The organism is Pseudomonas sp. 14P_8.1_Bac3 (assembly GCF_025466085.1).
In the GTDB taxonomy this organism is placed as follows: Bacteria; Pseudomonadota; Gammaproteobacteria; order Pseudomonadales; family Pseudomonadaceae; genus Aquipseudomonas.
Genome location: NZ_JANLOD010000066.1, coordinates 63,882 through 82,800, shown reverse-complemented (window position 1 = coordinate 82,800; position 18,919 = coordinate 63,882). Strand labels below are relative to the sequence as shown.

General features: G+C 59.6%; 20 protein-coding genes and 2 pseudogenes. 5 read left to right on the top strand and 17 right to left on the bottom strand.

Annotated elements, in window-relative coordinates:
- Positions 1-69: 69 nt before the first annotated feature.
- Positions 70-288 (bottom strand): annotated as a pseudogene (locus NTD84_RS21510) (acyltransferase); the annotation flags it as partial.
- A gap of 252 nt (positions 289-540) precedes the next feature.
- Between NTD84_RS21510 and NTD84_RS21505 the strand changes: the two are divergent.
- Positions 541-1,116 (top strand): hypothetical protein, encoded by a 576-nt coding sequence (locus NTD84_RS21505; RefSeq protein ID WP_262169720.1) that lies wholly within the window; start codon positions 541-543, stop codon positions 1,114-1,116.
- Positions 1,117-1,467: 351 nt separating this feature from the next.
- Here the strand turns inward: NTD84_RS21505 and NTD84_RS21500 are convergent, their stop codons facing one another.
- From NTD84_RS21500 to NTD84_RS21490, 3 genes are read right to left on the bottom strand one after another with little or no spacing between them, the layout of a single operon-like run.
- Positions 1,468-2,373: an acyltransferase gene (locus tag NTD84_RS21500; RefSeq protein WP_262169717.1), complete on the bottom strand. Its 906-nt coding sequence runs from the start codon at positions 2,371-2,373 to the stop codon at positions 1,468-1,470.
- Positions 2,374-4,473 carry a phosphate acetyltransferase gene (gene pta / locus NTD84_RS21495; RefSeq protein ID WP_262169715.1) on the bottom strand — a complete coding sequence of 700 codons (2,100 nt, stop codon included), beginning with the start codon at positions 4,471-4,473 and terminating at the stop codon, positions 2,374-2,376. It abuts the gene before it with no gap.
- A gap of 60 nt (positions 4,474-4,533) precedes the next feature.
- Positions 4,534-4,872: a DUF3565 domain-containing protein gene (locus tag NTD84_RS21490; RefSeq protein ID WP_262169712.1), complete on the bottom strand. Its 339-nt coding sequence runs from the start codon at positions 4,870-4,872 to the stop codon at positions 4,534-4,536.
- Between NTD84_RS21490 and NTD84_RS21485 the strand changes: the two genes are divergently transcribed.
- From NTD84_RS21485 to NTD84_RS21475, 3 genes are all read left to right on the top strand, one after another.
- Complete coding sequence (locus NTD84_RS21485) at positions 4,841-5,326, top strand: peptidylprolyl isomerase (RefSeq protein WP_007901600.1); 486 nt, start codon at positions 4,841-4,843, stop codon at positions 5,324-5,326. The genes NTD84_RS21490 and NTD84_RS21485 overlap by 32 nt on opposite strands.
- 122 nt (positions 5,327-5,448) lie before the next feature.
- The gene (locus tag NTD84_RS21480) at positions 5,449-5,931 is read left to right on the top strand and encodes a glutathione peroxidase (protein ID WP_262169708.1); all 483 of its coding nucleotides are present in this window, start codon (positions 5,449-5,451) and stop codon (positions 5,929-5,931) included.
- Between the two features lie 224 nt (positions 5,932-6,155).
- Complete coding sequence (locus NTD84_RS21475) at positions 6,156-7,259, top strand: NADH:flavin oxidoreductase (protein ID WP_262169705.1); 1,104 nt, start codon at positions 6,156-6,158, stop codon at positions 7,257-7,259.
- A 117-nt stretch (positions 7,260-7,376) separates the two neighbouring features.
- Here the strand turns inward: NTD84_RS21475 and NTD84_RS21470 are convergent, their stop codons facing one another.
- Positions 7,377-8,576 carry a glycosyltransferase family 4 protein gene (locus tag NTD84_RS21470; protein ID WP_262169703.1) on the bottom strand — a complete coding sequence of 400 codons (1,200 nt, stop codon included), beginning with the start codon at positions 8,574-8,576 and terminating at the stop codon, positions 7,377-7,379.
- Positions 8,577-8,616: 40 nt separating this feature from the next.
- The gene (gene cysZ, locus NTD84_RS21465) at positions 8,617-9,369 is read right to left on the bottom strand and encodes a sulfate transporter CysZ (RefSeq protein WP_262169701.1); all 753 of its coding nucleotides are present in this window, start codon (positions 9,367-9,369) and stop codon (positions 8,617-8,619) included.
- 308 nt (positions 9,370-9,677) lie between these two features.
- On the opposite strand from cysZ, the gene trxB reads away from it, so the two are divergent.
- Positions 9,678-10,640, top strand: coding sequence for a thioredoxin-disulfide reductase (gene trxB / locus NTD84_RS21460; RefSeq protein ID WP_262169699.1), 963 nt, complete (start codon positions 9,678-9,680; stop codon positions 10,638-10,640).
- Positions 10,641-10,721: 81 nt separating this feature from the next.
- On the opposite strand, the gene NTD84_RS21455 is transcribed toward trxB, so the two are convergent.
- From NTD84_RS21455 to folM, 11 genes and pseudogenes are all read right to left on the bottom strand, one after another.
- Positions 10,722-12,005, bottom strand: a complete 1,284-nt coding sequence (locus NTD84_RS21455) for an NAD(P)/FAD-dependent oxidoreductase (RefSeq protein WP_262169697.1) — start codon at positions 12,003-12,005, stop codon at positions 10,722-10,724.
- 32 nt (positions 12,006-12,037) lie between these two features.
- Positions 12,038-12,121 (bottom strand): annotated as a pseudogene (locus tag NTD84_RS30120) (outer membrane lipoprotein carrier protein LolA); the annotation flags it as partial.
- Between the two features lie 33 nt (positions 12,122-12,154).
- Positions 12,155-12,988 carry a transporter substrate-binding domain-containing protein gene (locus NTD84_RS21450; RefSeq protein ID WP_262169695.1) on the bottom strand — a complete coding sequence of 278 codons (834 nt, stop codon included), beginning with the start codon at positions 12,986-12,988 and terminating at the stop codon, positions 12,155-12,157.
- Positions 12,989-13,033: 45 nt separating this feature from the next.
- The gene (locus tag NTD84_RS21445) at positions 13,034-13,762 is read right to left on the bottom strand and encodes an amino acid ABC transporter ATP-binding protein (RefSeq protein ID WP_262170054.1); all 729 of its coding nucleotides are present in this window, start codon (positions 13,760-13,762) and stop codon (positions 13,034-13,036) included.
- Between the two features lie 67 nt (positions 13,763-13,829).
- Entirely contained in the window at positions 13,830-14,804 is a 975-nt protein-coding gene (locus NTD84_RS21440; RefSeq protein ID WP_262169693.1) for an amino acid ABC transporter permease, read from the bottom strand.
- A gap of 229 nt (positions 14,805-15,033) precedes the next feature.
- A complete protein-coding gene (locus tag NTD84_RS21435; protein WP_262169692.1) occupies positions 15,034-16,284 on the bottom strand; it encodes an aspartate aminotransferase family protein in 1,251 nt (416 codons plus the stop codon).
- A gap of 226 nt (positions 16,285-16,510) precedes the next feature.
- Positions 16,511-16,849 carry a HopJ type III effector protein gene (locus NTD84_RS21425; RefSeq protein WP_262169690.1) on the bottom strand — a complete coding sequence of 113 codons (339 nt, stop codon included), beginning with the start codon at positions 16,847-16,849 and terminating at the stop codon, positions 16,511-16,513.
- Entirely contained in the window at positions 16,842-17,138 is a 297-nt protein-coding gene (locus NTD84_RS21420; protein WP_085711760.1) for a DUF1244 domain-containing protein, read from the bottom strand. The genes NTD84_RS21425 and NTD84_RS21420 overlap by 8 nt, the downstream gene beginning before the upstream one ends.
- A 69-nt stretch (positions 17,139-17,207) precedes the next feature.
- Entirely contained in the window at positions 17,208-17,579 is a 372-nt protein-coding gene (gene folX, locus NTD84_RS21415; RefSeq protein WP_262169688.1) for a dihydroneopterin triphosphate 2'-epimerase, read from the bottom strand.
- Positions 17,580-17,581: 2 nt separating this feature from the next.
- Entirely contained in the window at positions 17,582-18,157 is a 576-nt protein-coding gene (gene folE / locus NTD84_RS21410; RefSeq protein WP_262169686.1) for a GTP cyclohydrolase I FolE, read from the bottom strand.
- A 27-nt stretch (positions 18,158-18,184) separates the two neighbouring features.
- Positions 18,185-18,895 carry a dihydromonapterin reductase gene (folM, locus tag NTD84_RS21405; RefSeq protein ID WP_262169684.1) on the bottom strand — a complete coding sequence of 237 codons (711 nt, stop codon included), beginning with the start codon at positions 18,893-18,895 and terminating at the stop codon, positions 18,185-18,187.
- Positions 18,896-18,919 lie beyond the last annotated feature (24 nt).

Sequence of the window (18,919 nt, the reverse complement as noted above, 5' to 3'; positions counted from 1 at the left end):
TGAGTGATCATCCGGCGGGTTTTTTTTATGTCCTTTGGATCGCTATCGCTGGCAAGCCAGTGCAGCCAATTATTTTGCGGGATATTTCAGATACATCTGCCCCAACAACGCATCCTTGTCTTCCCAAAGCTGATTGATCCAGCCCTGGAACTGCAAGCGATACTCGCCATCCTGGTCGTAATTCCTGCCGATGAATTGCGGCGGAATTTTCAGTTCCTGGAAATGCACCACCACATCCTTCACGTTGCCGCAGAGCAAATCCCAATACCTTGGACGTCCATCCAGATAGCTTGGTTATTTTCGGGGCAGTTACTCCCGTTGGCGGTCCCCATAGTCTCTGCAAACTCCGACATATGTACAAACTGCCAGCCCTGCCGATGCCATCAGATCTGGACTACAGCACTATCGGAAAGAGAGAAGTTCTATTGGCTTGTGAATGGGGATAGTGTTGTTGAAGCCGAGAAAGAATTAATGCTTGAAATTTGTATGAAAAACCTACGTGCAGGTCGAGAGTGTACGTTTTGGCGTTGAGGAGGAGGTATGCGATATAACGCGATTTCTATTCCCGATGGATATGTGCTTACCACTTTAGAAATTGTTTTTCTGATAATTATATCTCTATATTTGGTTGGTGGCTCTTTTTATCACTTTTATGAGTTGGTGGAAATTCCTTTAGCACCAAAAAAAGTCGTTTTGGAAAGTGCCTTCGTCAATAGAAGTATTTCGGGAGGTTCAAAAGCCACATCAAATTTGTATCTCACAGTCGGGCAGGACAAAGAAACGTATGACTATGTTATTGAGGCTCCTGTCCGGGATATCGAACACTTGGGTTTCAAAAAGTTGCGAAAGCTATGGGTCGCAGTCGAACCAGATCGGAAAAAGCGATTCGTTTGGGGGGTGTATGACAATGAGTTGACGTTGTTAATAAGTCGGCAAGATATATTGCGGTGGACTAAATATAATAATGCTAAAAATTATTTTGTAATTTTTACGTGGGGTTTCGGTTCTCTGTATTTGCTATTTATACTCATTAATAATGGTATTTGGAACAGAGTGTCAGGGAAAAGGATAGCGCATGAAAATCGAGAAAGTAGACGATGGGATATTCGTAATTGACGATTTTTTAACAAAAGAGGAAGAAGAGAGCATAAATCTCAATCTCAAGGGCGCGGTCTGGAGATACAATTGGCGACGAGTATGGTTGCTGTTCAAGTGGAAGTGATCGTTATATTTAATGGCTCATCTATGCCAATAACCTTTTCGCATGAGTTCAAAGACTGGGCGCCAAATTAAACAGCACAATTGGCCACCAATAAAAAATCCGCCGATGAGTGATCATCGGTGGTTTTTTTGGGGGCTCGGTCAACTGTAGGAATGAGACCGGCTTGCCGGCGATAGCGGTGGATCAGTCAACATAAACGCTGAATGCACGACAGCTATCGCGAGCAGGCTCGCTCCTACAGGGGATCAGCGTGTGCCGGGGTATTCGCCATGCATCTGCCCCAGCAACGCATCCTTGTCTTCCCAAAGCTGATTGATCCAGCCCTGGAACTGCAAGCGATACTCGCCATCCTGGTCGTAATTCCTGCCGATGAATTGCGGCGGAATTTTCAGCTCCTGGAAATGCACCACCACATCCTTCACGTTGCCGCAGAGCAAATCCCAATACCCCGGACGTCCGCCCGGGTAATGGATCGTCACGTTGACGATCGACTCCAGTTGCTCGCCCATCGCGTCCAGCACAAATGCAATGCCACCGGCCTTGGGCTTGAGCAGGTACTTGAACGGTGATTTCTGCTGCGCATGTTTGCCTTCGGTGAAGCGCGTGCCTTCGACGAAGTTAAAAATGCCCACTGGATTATTGCGAAATTTCGCGCAGGTCTTACGGGTGGTTTCCAGGTCTTTGCCTTTTTTCTCCGGGTGCTTTTCCAGATAGGCCTTGGAGTAACGCTTCATGAACGGGAAGCCCAGCGTCCACCAGGCCAGGCCAATCACCGGGACCCAGATCAGCTCCTGCTTGAGGAAAAACTTCAGTGGCTGGATCCGACGGTTGAGCACGTATTGCAGCACCATGATGTCGACCCAGCTCTGGTGGTTGCTGGTGATCAGGTACGAGTGCTGATAGTCCAGGCCTTCGAGACCGCTGAGGTGCCAACGGGTACGGCAGACCAGGTCCATCCAGGCTTTGTTGTTGCTGATCCAGGCTTCATGGGTATGGCTCATCAGCCAGCGCGTGAAGCGCTGGGTCAGGGCGAAGGGCAGGACCTTGAAAATCGCCACGCAGAACAGGAACGAGCACAGCAGAATCGTATTCAACGCCAGTAACAACGAGGCAATCACACCGCGCACGGCGGCAGGCAGGAAATCCAGCATTTAAAGATCCAAAGGTCGGTTGGCAGCTTGAATCGCGGTCAACGCGATGGTGTAGACGATGTCGTCGACCTGCGCGCCGCGCGGCAGGTCGTTCACCGGTTTGCGCAGGCCTTGCAGCATCGGCCCGAGGCTGACGCAATCAGCGCTGCGCTGCACGGCCTTGTGTGTGGTGTTGCCAGTGTTGAGGTCGGGGAACACGAACACGGTGGCGCGACCGGCCACCTGACTGTTCGGCGCCAGTTGCCGGGCCACGGTTTCGTTGGCGGCGGCGTCGTATTGCAGCGGGCCGTCGATCAGCAGCGAATGCTGTTGCTCATGGGCGAGCAACGTCGCTTCGCGGACCTTCTCGACTTCTTCGCCGCTGGCCGATTCGCCGCTGGAGTAACTGATCATCGCCACGCGCGGCGTGATGCCGAAGGCGGCGGCCGAGTCGGCGCTTTGCAGGGCGATTTCCGCGAGTTCGCTGGCGCTCGGGTGCGGGTTCATCACGCAGTCGCCGTAGACCAGCACTTCTTCGGGAAACAGCATGAAGAACACCGAAGACACCAGCGTGCAGCCCGGCGCGGTCTTGATCAGTTGGAGGGCCGGACGGATGGTGTTGGCGGTGGAGTGGATAACCCCGGACACGAGGCCGTCGACTTCATCCAGCGCCAGCATCATGGTGCCGATCACCACGGTGTCTTCCAGTTGTTGCTCGGCCATCGGCGCGTTGAGGCTTTTGCTTTTGCGCAGGGCCACCATCGGTTCGACGTAGCGTTCGCGAATCAGGTCCGGATCGAGAATTTCCAGGCCTGGCGGCAACTCGATATCGTGAGCACGGGCGACGGCTTCGACGTCTTCCGGTTTTGCCAGCAACACGCAGCGGGCAATGCCGCGGGCCTGGCAGATCGCCGCAGCTTGCACGGTGAGCGGCTCGCTGCCTTCGGGCAGCACGATGCGCTTGTTGGCGGCTTGCGCACGCTGGATCAGTTGATAGCGGAACACTGCCGGCGACAGACGCATTTCCCGTGGCGTGCCACAGCGCTGGTGCAGCCAGTTGGCATCGAGGTGGCTGGCGACGAAGTCGGTGATGATCTCTGCGCGCTCGCGGTCGTCGATCGGGATTTCCTTGTTCAAACCGTTCAACTGGTTGGCGGTATCGTAGGAGCCGGTGCTCACCGACAACACCGGCAAACCGGCCTGCAAGGCACCACGGCACAGGTCCATGATGCGCGGGTCGGGCAGGGTGTCGCTGGTCAGCAACAGACCAGCCAGCGGCACGCCGTTCATGGCCGCGAGGCTGACGGCGAGGATGATGTCGTCGCGGTCACCGGGCGTCACCACCAGTACGCCGGGCTTGAGCAGCTCCACGGTGTTGCGCATGGTGCGGGCGCAGATGATGATTTTGCTCATGCGCCGGGTTTCGTAATCGCCGGCGTTGAGGATTTGCGCGCCCATCAGGTCAGCCACATCGCGGGTTCGCGGCGCGTTCAGCTCCGGCTGGTACGGGATGCAACCCAGCAAGCGGAAATCACCGCTGCGCAGCAATGACGAGTGTTCCTTCAGGTGCGATGCGAAAGCCTCCATGCTTTCATCGGTCTTGACCTTGTTGAGGATCACGCCGAGGACTTTCGGGTCCTTCGGCCCACCAAACAATTGCGCCTGCAATTCCACGCGACCGGAGAGTTCGGTCAGCACTTCGTTTTCCGGCGCCGAGACCAGGATCACGTCGGCGTCGAGGCTCTTGGCCAGGTGCAGATTGACCCGCGCGGCGTAACTGGCGCTGCGGGTCGGAACCATGCCTTCGACGATCAGCACGTCCTTGCCGATGGCGGCCTGTTGGTAGAGCGTGATGATTTCTTCGAGCAGCTCATCGAGCTGACCGTCGCCGAGCATGCGCTCGACGTGGGCCAGGCCCAGCGGCTGCGGCGGTTTCAAACCGTGGGTGCGCGCCACCAGTTCGGTCGAACGCTCAGGCCCGGTATCGCCCGGATGGGGCTGGGCGATCGGTTTGAAGAAACCGACCTTGAGGCCGGCCCGCTCGAGGGTGCGTACCAGCCCGAGGCTGATCGAGGTCAGACCCACGCCAAAATCGGTGGGCGCTATAAAAAAAGTCTGCATGCGAATTCTCTAAAGGGTGCAGGCAAAGGTGATCATCTATGACTGACGATCTACCGCAATTCAGTCGCCAAGGTTATCGCTAACCAAGCCTTGTGCGCACCAACCGCATGCGAAGGGCTGGCCTATTTTTTCAACACGTTGCGCAGGGTCGAGGACCCAGGCCCGGGATTGCCAGGGCGGCTGGTGACGCAGGTGCTGCGTGTGGCCGCAGCACAGCTCGGCGACCCAATGCCCGTCCTCGTCCTGATGAAAACCTGTGACCGTCGAGTTTTCCACCGCGTTCCGTCTGTCCGGGTTGTGTTCGCTTTCGGGCGATTGCTTCGCTAAACTTGGTCTTTCTAAATTCTTATGCAAAAGGTCTCGCCCCATGCTGATCGCCGCCAATAAGGCTGTCTCCATCGACTATACCCTGACCAACGACGCTGGTGAGGTCATCGACAGCTCCGCCGGCGGCGCGCCGCTGGTTTACCTGCAAGGCGCAGGTAACATCATCCCGGGCCTGGAAAAGGCGCTGGAAGGCAAAGCAGTCGGCGACGAGCTGACCGTAGCCGTAGAACCTGAAGATGCGTACGGCGAATACGCTGCCGAGCTGGTCAGCACCTTGAGCCGCAGCATGTTCGAAGGCGTCGACGAACTGGAAGTGGGCATGCAGTTCCACGCTTCCGCGCCGGACGGCCAGATGCAAATCGTGACCATTCGTGACCTGGACGGCGACGACGTCACCGTCGACGGCAACCACCCGTTGGCCGGTCAGCGCCTGAATTTCCAGGTCAAGATCATCGACATCCGTGACGCCAGCCAGGAAGAAATCGCTCATGGTCACGTCCATGGCGAAGGTGGCCATCACCACTGATTTTCTGCGCTAAGCTCAGAGAACTGGAGAGGCGCCCGAGGGCGCCTTTTTAGTCCGCGGCTGTCCTTGGTGGCATCGCCAAGAGGCTGTTTCGAGAAGAACACGGGAATTTGGAGTACGTCATGAGTGCTTTTCACGACCTTAAATTGACAGCCCTGGATGGTCACGAGCTTCCGCTGGCGCCCTTCAAGGGGAACGTCGTGCTGGTGGTCAACGTTGCCTCCAAATGTGGCTTGACCCCGCAGTACGCGGCGCTGGAAAACCTCTACCAGCAATACAAAAGCAAAGGTTTCAGCGTGCTGGGCCTGCCGTGCAATCAGTTTGCCGGCCAGGAACCGGGCACCGAGCAAGAGATCCAGGAGTTCTGCAGCCTCAACTATGGCGTGACCTTTCCGTTGTCCAGCAAGCTGGAAGTCAACGGCCATGATCGTCATCAGTTGTATCGCCTGCTGGCCGGCGAGGGCGCTGAATTTCCGGGCGATATCACCTGGAATTTTGAAAAATTCCTGCTGGGCAAGGATGGTCGTGTGCTCGCGCGCTTCTCGCCGCGCACGGCACCGGATGATCCCTCGGTCATCCATGCCATCGAAAAAGCCCTGGCCTGAGTTCCCCCCTTGTAGGAGCGAGCTTGCTCGCGATGGACACAAGAACGCCGCGGAGTGTCAGACATTCAGCGTCATCGTTAGCGACCATCGCGAGCAAGCTCGCTCCTACAAAAGTCCCCGTTTCCCTCTTCTGATCCTTAATCACCCAAATCAATAGTGCTGTTCATTCGTGCGTCGGCTCAATATTATCGCCGTCATAAAGTCTATCCCCGTGGAGCGCACCCATGCCCGTTCAAGCCTTGTTCAAACCGTTCCACCTCGGCACCCTCGAACTGCCGACCCGCGTCGTCATGGCGCCGATGACCCGTTCGTTCTCGCCGGGCGGCGTGCCCAATTCCAAAGTGATCGAATACTATCGTCGTCGCGCCGCGGCTGGCGTGGGGCTGATCATTACCGAAGGCACCACCGTCGGCCACAAGGCCTCCAATGGCTACCCGAACGTGCCGAATTTTTACGGTGAAGCGGCGTTGGCCGGCTGGAAAAAAGTCGTCGATGCCGTGCACGCCGAAGGCGGCAAGATCGTTCCGCAGTTGTGGCATGTCGGCAGCGTGCGTCGCATCGGCACCGAGCCGGATGCCAGCGTTCCGGGCTACGGTCCGTCGGAAAAATTGAAGGAAGGTCAGGTCGTGGTTCACGGCATGACCCAGCAGGATATTAAGGACGTGATCGCCGCGTTCGCCCAGGCGGCCAAGGACGCCCAGAGCATCGGCATGGACGGCGTGGAAATCCACGGCGCGCACGGCTACCTCGTGGACCAGTTCTTCTGGGAAGGCTCCAACCAGCGTACCGACGAATACGGGGGCAGCCTGGCCAACCGTTCGCGTTTCGCCATCGAGCTGATTCAGGCCGTGCGTGCGGCGGTGGGCGAGGGCTTCCCGATCATCTTCCGCTTCTCCCAGTGGAAACAGCAGGATTACACCGCGCGCCTGGTGCAAACCCCGGAAGCGCTGGGTGAATTCCTCAAGCCGTTGTCCGATGCCGGCGTGGACATTTTCCACTGCTCGACGCGGCGTTTCTGGGAGCCGGAGTTCGACGGATCCGAGCTGAACCTCGCCGGCTGGACCCGCAAACTGACTGGCAAGCCGACCATCACCGTGGGCAGCGTTGGCCTGGACGGCGAGTTCCTGCAGTTCATGGTCAACACCGACAAGATCGCCCAGCCGGCCAGCCTGGAAAAATTGCTGGAGCGGTTGAACAACGATGAGTTCGACCTGGTGGCGGTAGGGCGTGCGCTGCTGGTGGATCCGGATTGGGCGCAGAAAGTACGTGACGGGCGTGAGGAAGACATCCTGCCGTTCAGCCGTGAGGCGTTGATGACGCTGGTTTAAACAGCGATCGGCATGGCCCCATCGCCAGCAGGCTGGCTCCCACAGGTTCTGTGTACACCGCAGCACCCATGTGGAAGCCAGCCTGCTGGCGATGACTTACCCAATGTCACCCTTGGCTCAGCGCAAGGTCGGTGCATTGGGCACCACTGCTTCCCCCTCACAAGCCCCCCGCAACTGCCCCTCGAACTGCTCGATAATCGCCGCCCAGCCCTGGCGACTCGCATGCTGCCGTGCATTAAGCCGCATACACCGCAACGTCTCCCGCTCCTCCAGCATCCACACCGCTGCATCGCAGAACGCTTCTTCATCCCCCGGCATCGCCAACACGCCGTTGTAGCCATGGCGAATATGCTGCGCCGCCGCAGCCTGGTCGTAAGCCACCACACCCAACCCGGAGGCAAGCGCCTCGAGCACCACGTTGCCGAAGGTTTCGGTCAGGCTGGGGAACAGAAACACATCCCCCGACGCATAGTGACTGGCCAGGGCTTCACCCCGTTGCGAGCCGCAGAAAATCGCCTCGGGCAGTTCCTGCTCCAGGGCCGCCCGTTGCGGGCCGTCGCCGATGATGATCAGTCTGGTTTTTCGTTGTGGATAACTCGTGGCCAGCGTCTCATAGCAGCGTTTGAGTAAGCCGAGGTTTTTCTCCGGTGCCAGGCGTCCCACATGAATGACGGCAATATCCTTCTCGCCCAGGCCCCATTGCTCACGCAGCGACGGCAAGCGTTTGATCGGATGAAACAACTGACTGTCGACCCCTCGCGACAGCAACGCCAGCCGCTCGAAATGTCGGCGCTCCAGCTCCATGCGCTGGCTGACGCTCGGCACCAGGGTCAGGTTCGAGCGATTGTGGAACCAACGCAGATAGTGGGTCAGCAGACGCGACAGCAACCCGAGCCCGTACTGGTTGGAATACTGCTGGAAGTTGGTGTGAAAGCCGCTGACCACCGAAATTCCCAGGCGTCGTGCTGCACGCAGCGCGGACAGGCCCAGCGGTCCTTCCGTGGCGATGTACAGCACGTCAGGGCGCTGGCGAGTCCAGCGGCGCAACAGTTTGTGCATCGACGACTGGCCCCATTGCAACCCCGGATACCCCGGCAGCGGCCAGCCCCGGCACAGCAACAATTCATCGTTGCTGCCCAGCTGCTGATCACAACCCTGCCGTGGCCGCACCAGTTCCACCTGGTGCCCGCGCGCGCGCAAACCGTCGCACAATCGGCCAAGGGTGTTGGCCACGCCGTTGATTTCGGGAGGGAAGGTTTCGGTGATCAGGGTGATATGCAGAGCTGTTGTCATGACCTCAGTGTCGACTGAGGCCATGTCGCCGTTGTGGCGTTTTGATGATGGATTTGTGACCGGATCAGCGTTGCGTCACCAGGTTCTCCGCACCACGCTCGCGCACCCAGAACAAGGTCGCCCCGGCCACAGCCGCCGGCATCATCAGGATGTTGACCACCGGAATCAGCAGCGCCAGGTAAACGATGCCGCCGAAACTCATGCTCTGCCAGCGCTTCTGCCGCAGCCAGGCGAGCATTTCGTTCCAGCCGAGTTTGTGGTTGTCCGCCGGGTAGTCGATGTATTGGATCGCCATCATCCACACGCCGAACAGCAGCCACAGCGGCGCGGCGATGATGTTCACCACAGGAATGAACGAGAGGATGAACAGGCCGATGGCGCGGGGCAGGAAGTAGCCAAGCTTGCGCATTTCCCGGGCGAGGGTGCGCGGGATCATGGCGATCAGTTCGCCCCAGCTGAAGGCCGGAAAATCGTCGGTACCACGCACCACGACTTCGACTTTTTCCGCGAGAAAGCCGTTGAACGGCGCGGCAATGACGTTGGCGAGCATGGTGAAGGTGAAGAACACCATCAGCACCACCAGCACCACGAAGATTGGCCAGAGGATATAACTGAGAAAACTCAGCCAGTCGGGCAGGGACGGCATCAGCGTATCGACCCACAGGCTGAATTGATGGCCCGCCAGATAGATCAATCCGACGAACAGCACCAGGTTGATCACCAGTGGGAGCAATACAAAAAGGCGCAGGCTGGGGCTGAGAACCAGTTTCAGGCCTTCGCGCAGGTATTGCGGGCCGGACAGAACGGGGGCGGGCATATCGTGCTCCGAGCAGAGGGGAAACGCGCCGACCTTACCGGCTTTGCCAAATGGACGAAAGCCCGGTCGTGGCATCGACATCAACTGTAACAAAGGCGTCTATATATAGGCGGCTACGGGATAGAGACCACCTATGAGCTGGATTGTTAAACCGTATTTCCTTAATCTTCGCCCCCTCGATACGCTGCACCCATTCTTTTACAGGACTGTCGAGCTTCCCCAAGCTGTATTCAACGGTCCTTTTTTATTCCCGCCGGCAAACCGGCGTTCCGCGCCAGGTGTTTCGGGCCGGTCAATAGGAGCAGGTCATGTCTGAAGTCCGTCATTCGCGAGTGATTATTCTCGGTTCCGGCCCTGCCGGTTACAGCGCCGCGGTGTATGCCGCCCGTGCCAACCTCAAGCCACTGCTGATCACCGGCATGCAGGCCGGCGGTCAACTGACCACCACTACCGAAGTCGACAACTGGCCAGGCGACGTCCACGGCCTGACCGGCCCGGCGCTGATGGAACGCATGAAAGAGCACGCCGAGCGCTTTGAAACCGAGATCGTTTTCGATCACATCAATGCCGTGGACTTCGCGGCCAAGCCTTACACCCTGACCGGCGACAGCGCGACGTACACCTGCGATGCGCTGATCATCGCCACCGGTGCCAGCGCCCGTTACCTCGGCCTGCCGTCGGAAGAAGCGTTCATGGGCAAAGGCGTGTCGGCCTGCGCGACCTGCGACGGTTTCTTCTACCGCAACAAGCCAGTGGCGGTGGTCGGTGGCGGTAACACCGCGGTGGAAGAAGCGCTGTACCTGGCCAACATCGCCAGCACCGTGACCCTGATCCACCGTCGCGAAACGTTCCGCGCCGAGAAGATCCTGATCGACAAGCTCAATGCCCGCGTCGCCGAAGGCAAGATCATCCTGAAGCTGAACTCGACCCTGGACGAAGTCCTGGGCGACAACATGGGCGTGACCGGTGCCCGCCTGAAAAACAACGACGGCAGCTTCGACGAGCTGAAAGTCGACGGCGTGTTCATCGCCATTGGCCACACCCCGAACACCTCGCTGTTCGAAGGTCAGTTGACGTTGAAAGACGGCTACCTGGTGGTGCAGGGCGGCCGTGAAGGCAATGCGACCGCGACCAACCTCGAAGGTATCTTCGCTGCCGGCGACGTGGCTGACCACGTGTACCGCCAGGCGATCACCTCGGCCGGTGCTGGTTGCATGGCGGCGCTGGATGCCGAGCGTTATCTGGACGACCTGCAGAACGTCAAGTTCTGATCGCGTTGAACTGATAAAACCGGCTTCGGCCGGTTTTTTTTGTCTGTAGGAGCGAGCTTGCTCCGACAGGGCGGGCGTTGATCAACCGCGAAAGCGTTCCTGAACGAAGTCCATCACCTTCAACGATTGATAGATCGCATTCGCCGCCATCCGTCCGAACGGCCCGCCGTTCCAGTCCAGCAGGTACGGTTTGAACAGCTGATACCGCGCACTCTCCCCGCACACCGCCTCGGCAATCACCCGGCCGCCGATCGATCCTGTGTTCAACCCGTGGCCGCCAAACGACGTGCAGGCCCAAACGCCCGGTTCCAGCAGCCCGAGGTTGGGCATTTTGTTGGTGGAGTAGCCCATCAGCCCGGACCAGGCCAGCTCGATCTTGACCGGAGCCAGTTGCGGATAGACCGACACCATGTCGGCCTTGAGCATGGCGGCCAGGGCTTTTTCGTTTTGCTCGTTGCGCGTGGTGATGCGTCCGCCCCAGAGCAAGCGGTCGCCCTCGACGATGCGGTAATAGTCCGACGCGCGGCGGTCGTCGGAAAATGCGGCGCCGGAGTCGAGGATGCTGTTGATCGAGTCGCCCAGGTGTTCGGTCAGCACCACATAGGTGGCGATGGGCAAGTAGGCGCGACTGAGTTTTTGCAGCTCCGGCCCCCCGTAACCGCCGGCACAGAACACCAGGTCCTGACAGCGCACGCTGCCGTGAGCGGTCCTGACGACTTTGTCGGCACCTTCGCGCTGCCAGGCGAGCATCTTTGATCGCTCGAAAATCCGGCCGCCCGCCGCCTCAATGGCAAGCGCCAGGCCCAGGCAATAATTGAGTGGGTGAAAGTGCATGGCGTTGGGGTCTTCGACACCCTGGAAATAGCGCAGCGTGTGCGCCCGCTCGCGAACCTGCGGGGTGTCGAGAAAATTGAGTTCATAGCCGAAGTCGCGGCGCATGGTCTCGATGTGGTTTTTCACGCCAGCGCCGTCGTCGTAGCGCTTGACGCGAATCGTCCCGGCGGACGGCGCACACCCGTTCAGCGCCAGTTCGGCGATGTTACGCCGGACGATTTCCACGCCTTCGACCGACATGTGAAACAGTGCCTTGGCCTGTTCCAGACCGAGTTTCTTGCGAATCGCGCCGGACCCTCCGGCCCAGCCCGGCGACACCACGCCGCCGTTACGACCGGACGCGCCCCAGGCCACCTGATGGGCTTCGAGGACGATCACGCGCTTGCCGCGCCGGGTCAGTTCAAGCGCGGCGGTGAGGCCGGCGATGCCGGCACCGATGATGCACACGTCGCAGCTTTCATCGCCGTTCAATTCGGGCCTGGCCGCGCGGGGCAGCGAGGTTTGGGAATACCAGGTGGTGGGGAAGGACATGGTCAATCCTTGAGAAAATGGCCGCCGTACACAAAAACTGTAGGAGCGAGCTTGCTCGCGAAAAACGAAAGGGCGCCGCGTGCATTCAGACTGCCCGCGTTATCGTTGACGTCCATCGCGAGTGAACTCGCTCCTACAGGGGGCTGTGGTTATTTGATGGTCGAGTAATCGACGCCGTACCACTTGTCCGACAGCCTGGTCAGCGTGCCGTCCTTGTGCATCTCGCCGATGATTTCACTCAGCTTGGCCTTCAACTCTGGATCGCCCTTGTCGGTGGCGACGGCCAGCGGTTCGTAGAACGCGACGTTGCTGTCGACGGCCCGCAGCGGATAGCCCTTTTTGACCGCAGCATCCAGGGTGCTGCGTTGCGTGAGGATCGCGTCCAGCCGTGCACCGTCGCCCAGGCGCAGGTCGTCGAGCGGCCCGACGGAGCCGGCGTAGGTTTTCATTTTTTCGGTTTTCACGTCGTAGACCACGGGCGGCACGTCCGTGGTCTCGATCGCCAGCGCCTGGCTGAAATAGTCCTCGGACGTGGTGCCGCCTTCGACGCCGATAGTCTTGCCATTCAGCGCCTTGTGGTCAGTGATCTTGGATTTGTCATGCACCGCAAATACGTACGGCACGTAGTAATAAGTCCCGGGGAAGTCGAGGATCCGCGCGCGACTCTTGGTCGCGGTCATCGAGCCCACGGACACGTCCCAGCGGCCGTTCCACTTGCCGGCGGTGATCACGTCCCAGTCTGGCGTGATGAACTTGGCCTCGACGCCGAGCCGCTTGGCGATTTCCTTCGACACGTCGATGTCGAAGCCGTCGATTTCATTCTTGTCGTTGATGAAGCCCTGGGGTGGCCAGGTCGCTGACGTGGCGACGGTCAAGGTCTTGCTGCTCTGGATCTTGTCCAGCACGGCACCGGCGTTGGCGGCGCCGACGAACAACAGCGACAGGGTAGCGGCAAGGGTGAGTGCGTATTTTTTGCTGAGCATGTCTATCTCCACTTCTCGTTATTGTTATGCGGGGGTAAAGCGTTCTCAGTGACCGATGATTTGCGAGAGGAATTTCTGCGCGCGTTCGGTCTGTGGGTTGTTGAAAAACTCGGCCGGGGTGGCTTGTTCGATGACCTGGCCCTGGTCCATGAACAGCACGCGGTCGGCGACCTTGCTGGCAAAGCCCATTTCGTGGGTCACGCAGATCATGGTCATGCCGTCGGTGGCCAGTTCGCCCATCACGTCCAGCACTTCGTGGACCATTTCCGGGTCCAGCGCCGAGGTCGGCTCGTCGAACAGCATGACCTTGGGGTTCATGCACAGCGCCCGGGCGATCGCCACGCGCTGCTGCTGGCCGCCGGACAATTGCGACGGATACTTGTGCGCGTGTTCGGCGATGCGTACCCGCTCCAGGTAAACCTGCGCGCGCTTCTTCGTCTCGGTGGACGACACGCCTTGCACCAGTTGCGGGGCGAGGGTCAGGTTGTCCATCACGCTCAAGTGCGGGAACAGGTTGAAGCTCTGGAACACCATGCCGATTTCACTGCGCACCGCGCTGACGCTTTCCGCTTCGCTGGTGAGGGTGATGCCGTTGACCTGGATGTGACCTTTCTGGAAATTTTCCAGGTGATTGATGCAGCGGATCATCGTCGACTTGCCCGAGCCCGATGGCCCGCACACCACCAGGATTTCCCCGCTGGCGACGTTCAGGTCGACATCGCGCAAGGCGTGGAAATCGCCGTACCACTTGTTCAGGCCGGTGATCGAAATCATCGGCGGAGCGACCTTTGCGGCACTGGCCAGACCCGGTTTTTCAGCGGTATAGGTAAGTGTCATCGCATCAACCCCTTGCCACGGATCGATTGACCCGTTTTTCGATTCGCGCCTGCACCCGTTCGAGGATGAACGACAGGGCCCAGTAAATCATCGCGGCGGTGATCAGCATTTCCAGGTGGCGAAAGTCCGCGCGGCCTTGGGTCTTGGCCAGGTACATCAGCTCCCAGACACCAATCACCGACACCAGCGAACTGTCCTTGAGCATGGCGATGAACTGGTTGCCGGTGGGCGGGATGATCACCCGCAAGGCCTGGGGCATGATCACTCGGCTCAGGGTCTTGAACGGGCTGATGTTCAGCGCGCGCGAGGCTTCCCACTGGCCGACCGGAATGCTCTGGATGCCGGCGCGGAAAATCTCGGTCATGTAGGCGCCGTAGCACAGCGACAGCGCAAGGATGCCGGCCGGCACTGCATCGACCACGTAACCCAGTTGCGGCAGGCCGAGGTAAATCAGGTAGATCTGGATCAGCAGCGGCACACCGCGGAAAAACGAGGTGTAGAACGAGGCGAGGGCGTTGGCCAGGCCGTTGTTCGACAGCTTGGCCACCGCACCGATCAGCGCCAGCACGAAGGCAATCACAATGGCCACGGCAGAGATGTACAAGGTGGTCGCGGCGCCCTGGAGGATCAGGAAACCGATCTTGTCGAGGATGAAGCTGTAGGACAGATTGAAGGTGTCGAAGAACGCCAGGAACAGAATCAGCAGCTCGATCCACACCACCGTGGTCTGCACCTTGAACTTCAGGCGTCCGAGCACGTGGAAGTTCAACGTGCCCAGCACCGCGATGGCCAGGCCGATAGCGATGTTGCGTGCGGTCAGGCTGTCGGGGGCATCGCCCAGCAGCGGCTGCAGAAAGTGGCTGAGGGCGCTGTTGCCCAGGTTCATCAGGTAGGCGCCGAGGAACAGCACTGCGGCTACGCCGAGGAGGAATCGAGGATCGTTGGACTTTTTCTTATAAATTATATTGTCGTGATACATGCATGCCTCGGCTGGTCGGTGGTGATGTTCTCGCTAAATGAATGGGGGCTTTTGGGTCAACTGCTTTCTGTAGGAGCCAGCTTGCTGGCGATGGCAATTTTGAGGACGCCATCGCCAGCAAGCTGGCTCCTACCGTTGGGATCTGGGTCGTTGGCCAGTATTGCGACGCAAAATCCGCGAGGACAAGCGAACATAATTCGCTATGTCAGTCCCTGAGCTCATTTTGCTATCAGGTCAGCCTGGCAAGGCATGCCTCGAGGATGTCCAGGCCTTCCTCCAGCACTTCGGCCTCGGTGGTCAGTGGCGCCAGCAACCGGATGATGTGGCGTGACTTGCCACTGGGCATCAGCAGCAGGCCGGCATCCCGCGCCAGCGCCAGGACTTGCGTCAGCTGCGCCGCGGCCGGCGTGCCATCGGCATGCGCCAGTTCGATGCCGCGCATGGCGCCGACACCGGTCAGGCGGCCCAGATAGGGTGAAACACCGTTGGCGCGCCAGGCGTTGTAGCGGCTGACGATCGCTTCCTCCTGCTGCGAACCCCAGGCGTGCAGGTTGGTATCGGTCATTTCGTCCAGGGTCGCCAATGCGGCGGCGCAGGCAATCGGGTTGCCCGAGTAAGTGCCACCCAGTCCGCCCTTGGGCAAGGTGTCGAGCAGCGCCTTGCGCCCGACCACCGCACCCAGCGGTACGCCGCCGGCAATGCTTTTGCCCAGCAGTATCAGATCCGGCTCGATGCCCAGTCTGGAAAACGCGAAGCGCTGACCGGTGCGGCCGAACCCGGACTGGATTTCATCGGCGATCAACAGGATGTTCTTTTCATCGCAGAAGCGTCGCAGCGCCTGGGCGAATTCAATGTCCATCGCCAGGAAACCGGCTTCGCCCTGCACCGGCTCGACGATGAAGCAGGCAACGTCATCGACATCGATTTCGACGCTGAACAACCGATCCATCGCCTTCAGCGCGTCGGCGCAAGTCACGCCGTTATCTTTGCTGGGAAAGGGCAGGTGGTACACCGGGCCGGGCAGCACGCCGACTTTCTGTTTGTACGGCGCGACCTTGCCATTGAGGTTGAGCGTGGCGAGCGTGCGGCCGTGGAAGGCGCCGTCGAAGGCGATGACCGCGGTGCGACCGGTCGCGCCACGGACGATCTTCAAGGCGTTTTCCGCCGCTTCGGCGCCGCTGTTGGTGAGCATGCCGCTGACCGGGTAATCCACGGGAATGAACGCGGCCAGGCGGTCCATGACATCCAGGTAAGGCACGTGCGGCGCGGCGTTGAAGGCGTAGTGCGTCAGGCGGGTGGCCTGCTCGCGAATGGCGTCGACGATGCGCGGGTGGCAATGGCCGAGGTTCAACACGCCGATGCCGCCGACGAAGTCGATGTAGCGTTTGCCCTCGGTGTCCCAGACCTCGGCATTCCTGCCGTGGCTGAGGGTGACGGGGTGAACGATGTTGATCGACCGGCTGATGGATTCGCTGCTCATGGATGACCGACTCAGAAGAAGGGGAGGCTTCTTTTATCTAAGCCGCGAGCAGCGGTGCCGGGCAAACGAAATAAAGTGCGCGGGTCAATCTTAAAAGTCGGGATGTGCGGTTGTGCGCTTTTCTGTAGGAGCGAGCCTGCTCGCGATGAACCGGAGGGCGCCGCGGAGTGTCAGGCTTCCAGCGTTATCGTTAACCACCATCGCGGGCAAGCTTGCTCCTACAGGTTTAGCGGCGGGTCAGCGGTGGCTGGGTGAATTTCACCCCGGCCAGGCCATGGGCAATCAACGCGCGGATATTGCCGTGATCGCTGCCATCCGGTGTGGCCACGACCGAGCGGTAATGCTCGCCGAACGCCAACAGCGCTTCTTCATTGCTCAGGCCTTCCAGCAAGGCCAGGCCCAGCGTCTTGCACGAACCTTCGTTTTGCCCGGCAGCGTTTTCCACGCCGCCATTGTTGAACGCCTGGGGCTGGTAATCGTAGCCCGCGGCAATGAACGCCAGGGTGTCGGCAAAAACGTGTTCGCCACTCTTGAGGCTGTCGCGCAGGGTGTTCAGGTCACTCATTGGGTTTTCCTTTGGCGAACGCCGCTTGTTGTTCGGCGCTGGCTTCTTGCTGGTATTGGGCTTTCCACTCGGCGTATGGCATGCCGTAGACGACCTCGCGGGCGTCATCCAGGCTGACCTCGATCTGGCGCTCGTCAGCCGCAGCCTTGTACCACTTGGAGAGGCAATTGCGGCAGAACCCCGAGAGGTTCATCAGGTCGATGTTCTGCACATCCTTGCGGCTGTCCAGGTGCGCGACCAGCCGGCGGAAGGCGGCGGCTTCAAGTTCCAGGCGTTGTTGCTCGGTCATGATGGGCTCTGTGAGTTCAATTCGTGGCGCGGGATGATAAAAGCCTGGCGCGCATTGCGCCAGACGCACTCAGCGGCTCGCGGCCAGGGTGATCGACACCGACTCGGCGAAACGCAGGGCATGGGGTTTGTCGACTTCCACTTCGGCGTACAGCACCGACCCGTTGGCCATGACCAGATCGAGGATTTCCTGGGTCAGGCGTTCGAGCAAGGCAAAGCGATTGCCCTCCACGTGGGCGATGATCGCCTTGGTGATGGTGCGGTAGTTCAGCGCGTGATCGATATCGTTGTCGCGTACGGCCTCTTGCGCCGCATACAGGATCGTCAGGTTGATCAGCACATCCTGCTTGTTGAGGATTTCATCCTCGTTGATCCCGATGAACGTGCGCAGGCACAGGTCCTTGACCCGGATCCGTGCCATTCCTGGTTGAAGTTGTGGCATTGCTACTTGCTCCGTCCAATCAATTGCAGGAACTCCTGGCGGGTGTTGCTCGACTCGCGGAAGGCGCCGAGCATCACTGAGGTGTTCATGGTCGAATTCTGTTTCTCGACGCCGCGCATCATCATGCACATGTGTCGGGCTTCGATGACCACCGCGACACCCGCGGCGTCGGTCACTTGCTGCACCGCGTCGGCGATCTGCCGGGTGAGGTTTTCCTGGATTTGCAGGCGCCGGGCGAACATGTCCACCAGCCGCGCAATCTTCGACAGCCCCAGCACTTTACCGGTTGGAATATAAGCCACATGGGCCTTGCCGATGAAGGGCAACAGGTGATGTTCGCAGAGCGAGTACAGCTCGATGTTGTCGACGATGATCATTTCATCGTTGTCGGAGGCGAACAGCGCGCCGTTGACGATTTCTTCGACACTCTGGTCGTAGCCGTGACACAGGTACTGCATGGCCTTGGCCGCGCGCACCGGGGTATCGAGCAGACCTTCGCGATCGGGATTTTCACCGAGGCCGATGAGGATCTCACGATAGCTCTCGGACAGAGCCTGGTGGGGCAGGGATAACGTCATGGATGATCCTCGCGAGGGCCGACTGTTTTATTTAAGGTGCCGCCCGCCGTTGACGGTCAGGGTCGTGCCGGTGACATAGGGGTTGTCGAGCAAATAACGCAGGCTCTGGTAGATCACTTCGCTGCCGGGTTCGATGCCCAGCGCGGACTTGGCCAGTGCCTTGGCGCGGTAGGCCGCGTCGTCTTCGGGGTTAAACAGTAGCAGGGCTGGCGAGATGCCGTTGACCTTGATGCAGGGCGCATACTTCGCGGCGAAGGACAGGGTCAGGCTGTCGAGCCCGGCTTTGCTGGCGCAGTAGCCGATGTGTTTGCTGCTGCCCTTGCGGGTGACGTCGTCGCTGATGTGCACGATGTCGGCCGGGCTCGAGCGTTGCAGCAGGTCGGCGCAGTGCAGATTGATCAAGTAGGGCGCCAGCATGTGCACGCTGAACATCCGCGTGAAAGCCGAAGCGTCGGTGTCCGGGTTCTCGCCCAGCCATTCGGAGGCGTTGTGGACAATCGCGCGCAGGCAGTCGGTGTGGGTTTTCAGTTCATTGATGAAGGCGAAAATGCCGGCTTCGCTGGACAGGTCGGCGAATACCGCGGTCGCGCCCAGGTCACGCAGCGTTTGAACACCGGGGCGTTCAGTGCGATAGCTGAAAATCACGGCGTGGCCGTCTTCGAGCAAACGTTGCGCGCAGTGCAGGCCGACACGCTGGCCGGCACCGGTGATGAGGATCGGGGCGGAGGAAGAAGTCATGAACGGCTCGCGTCACGGTAAGAG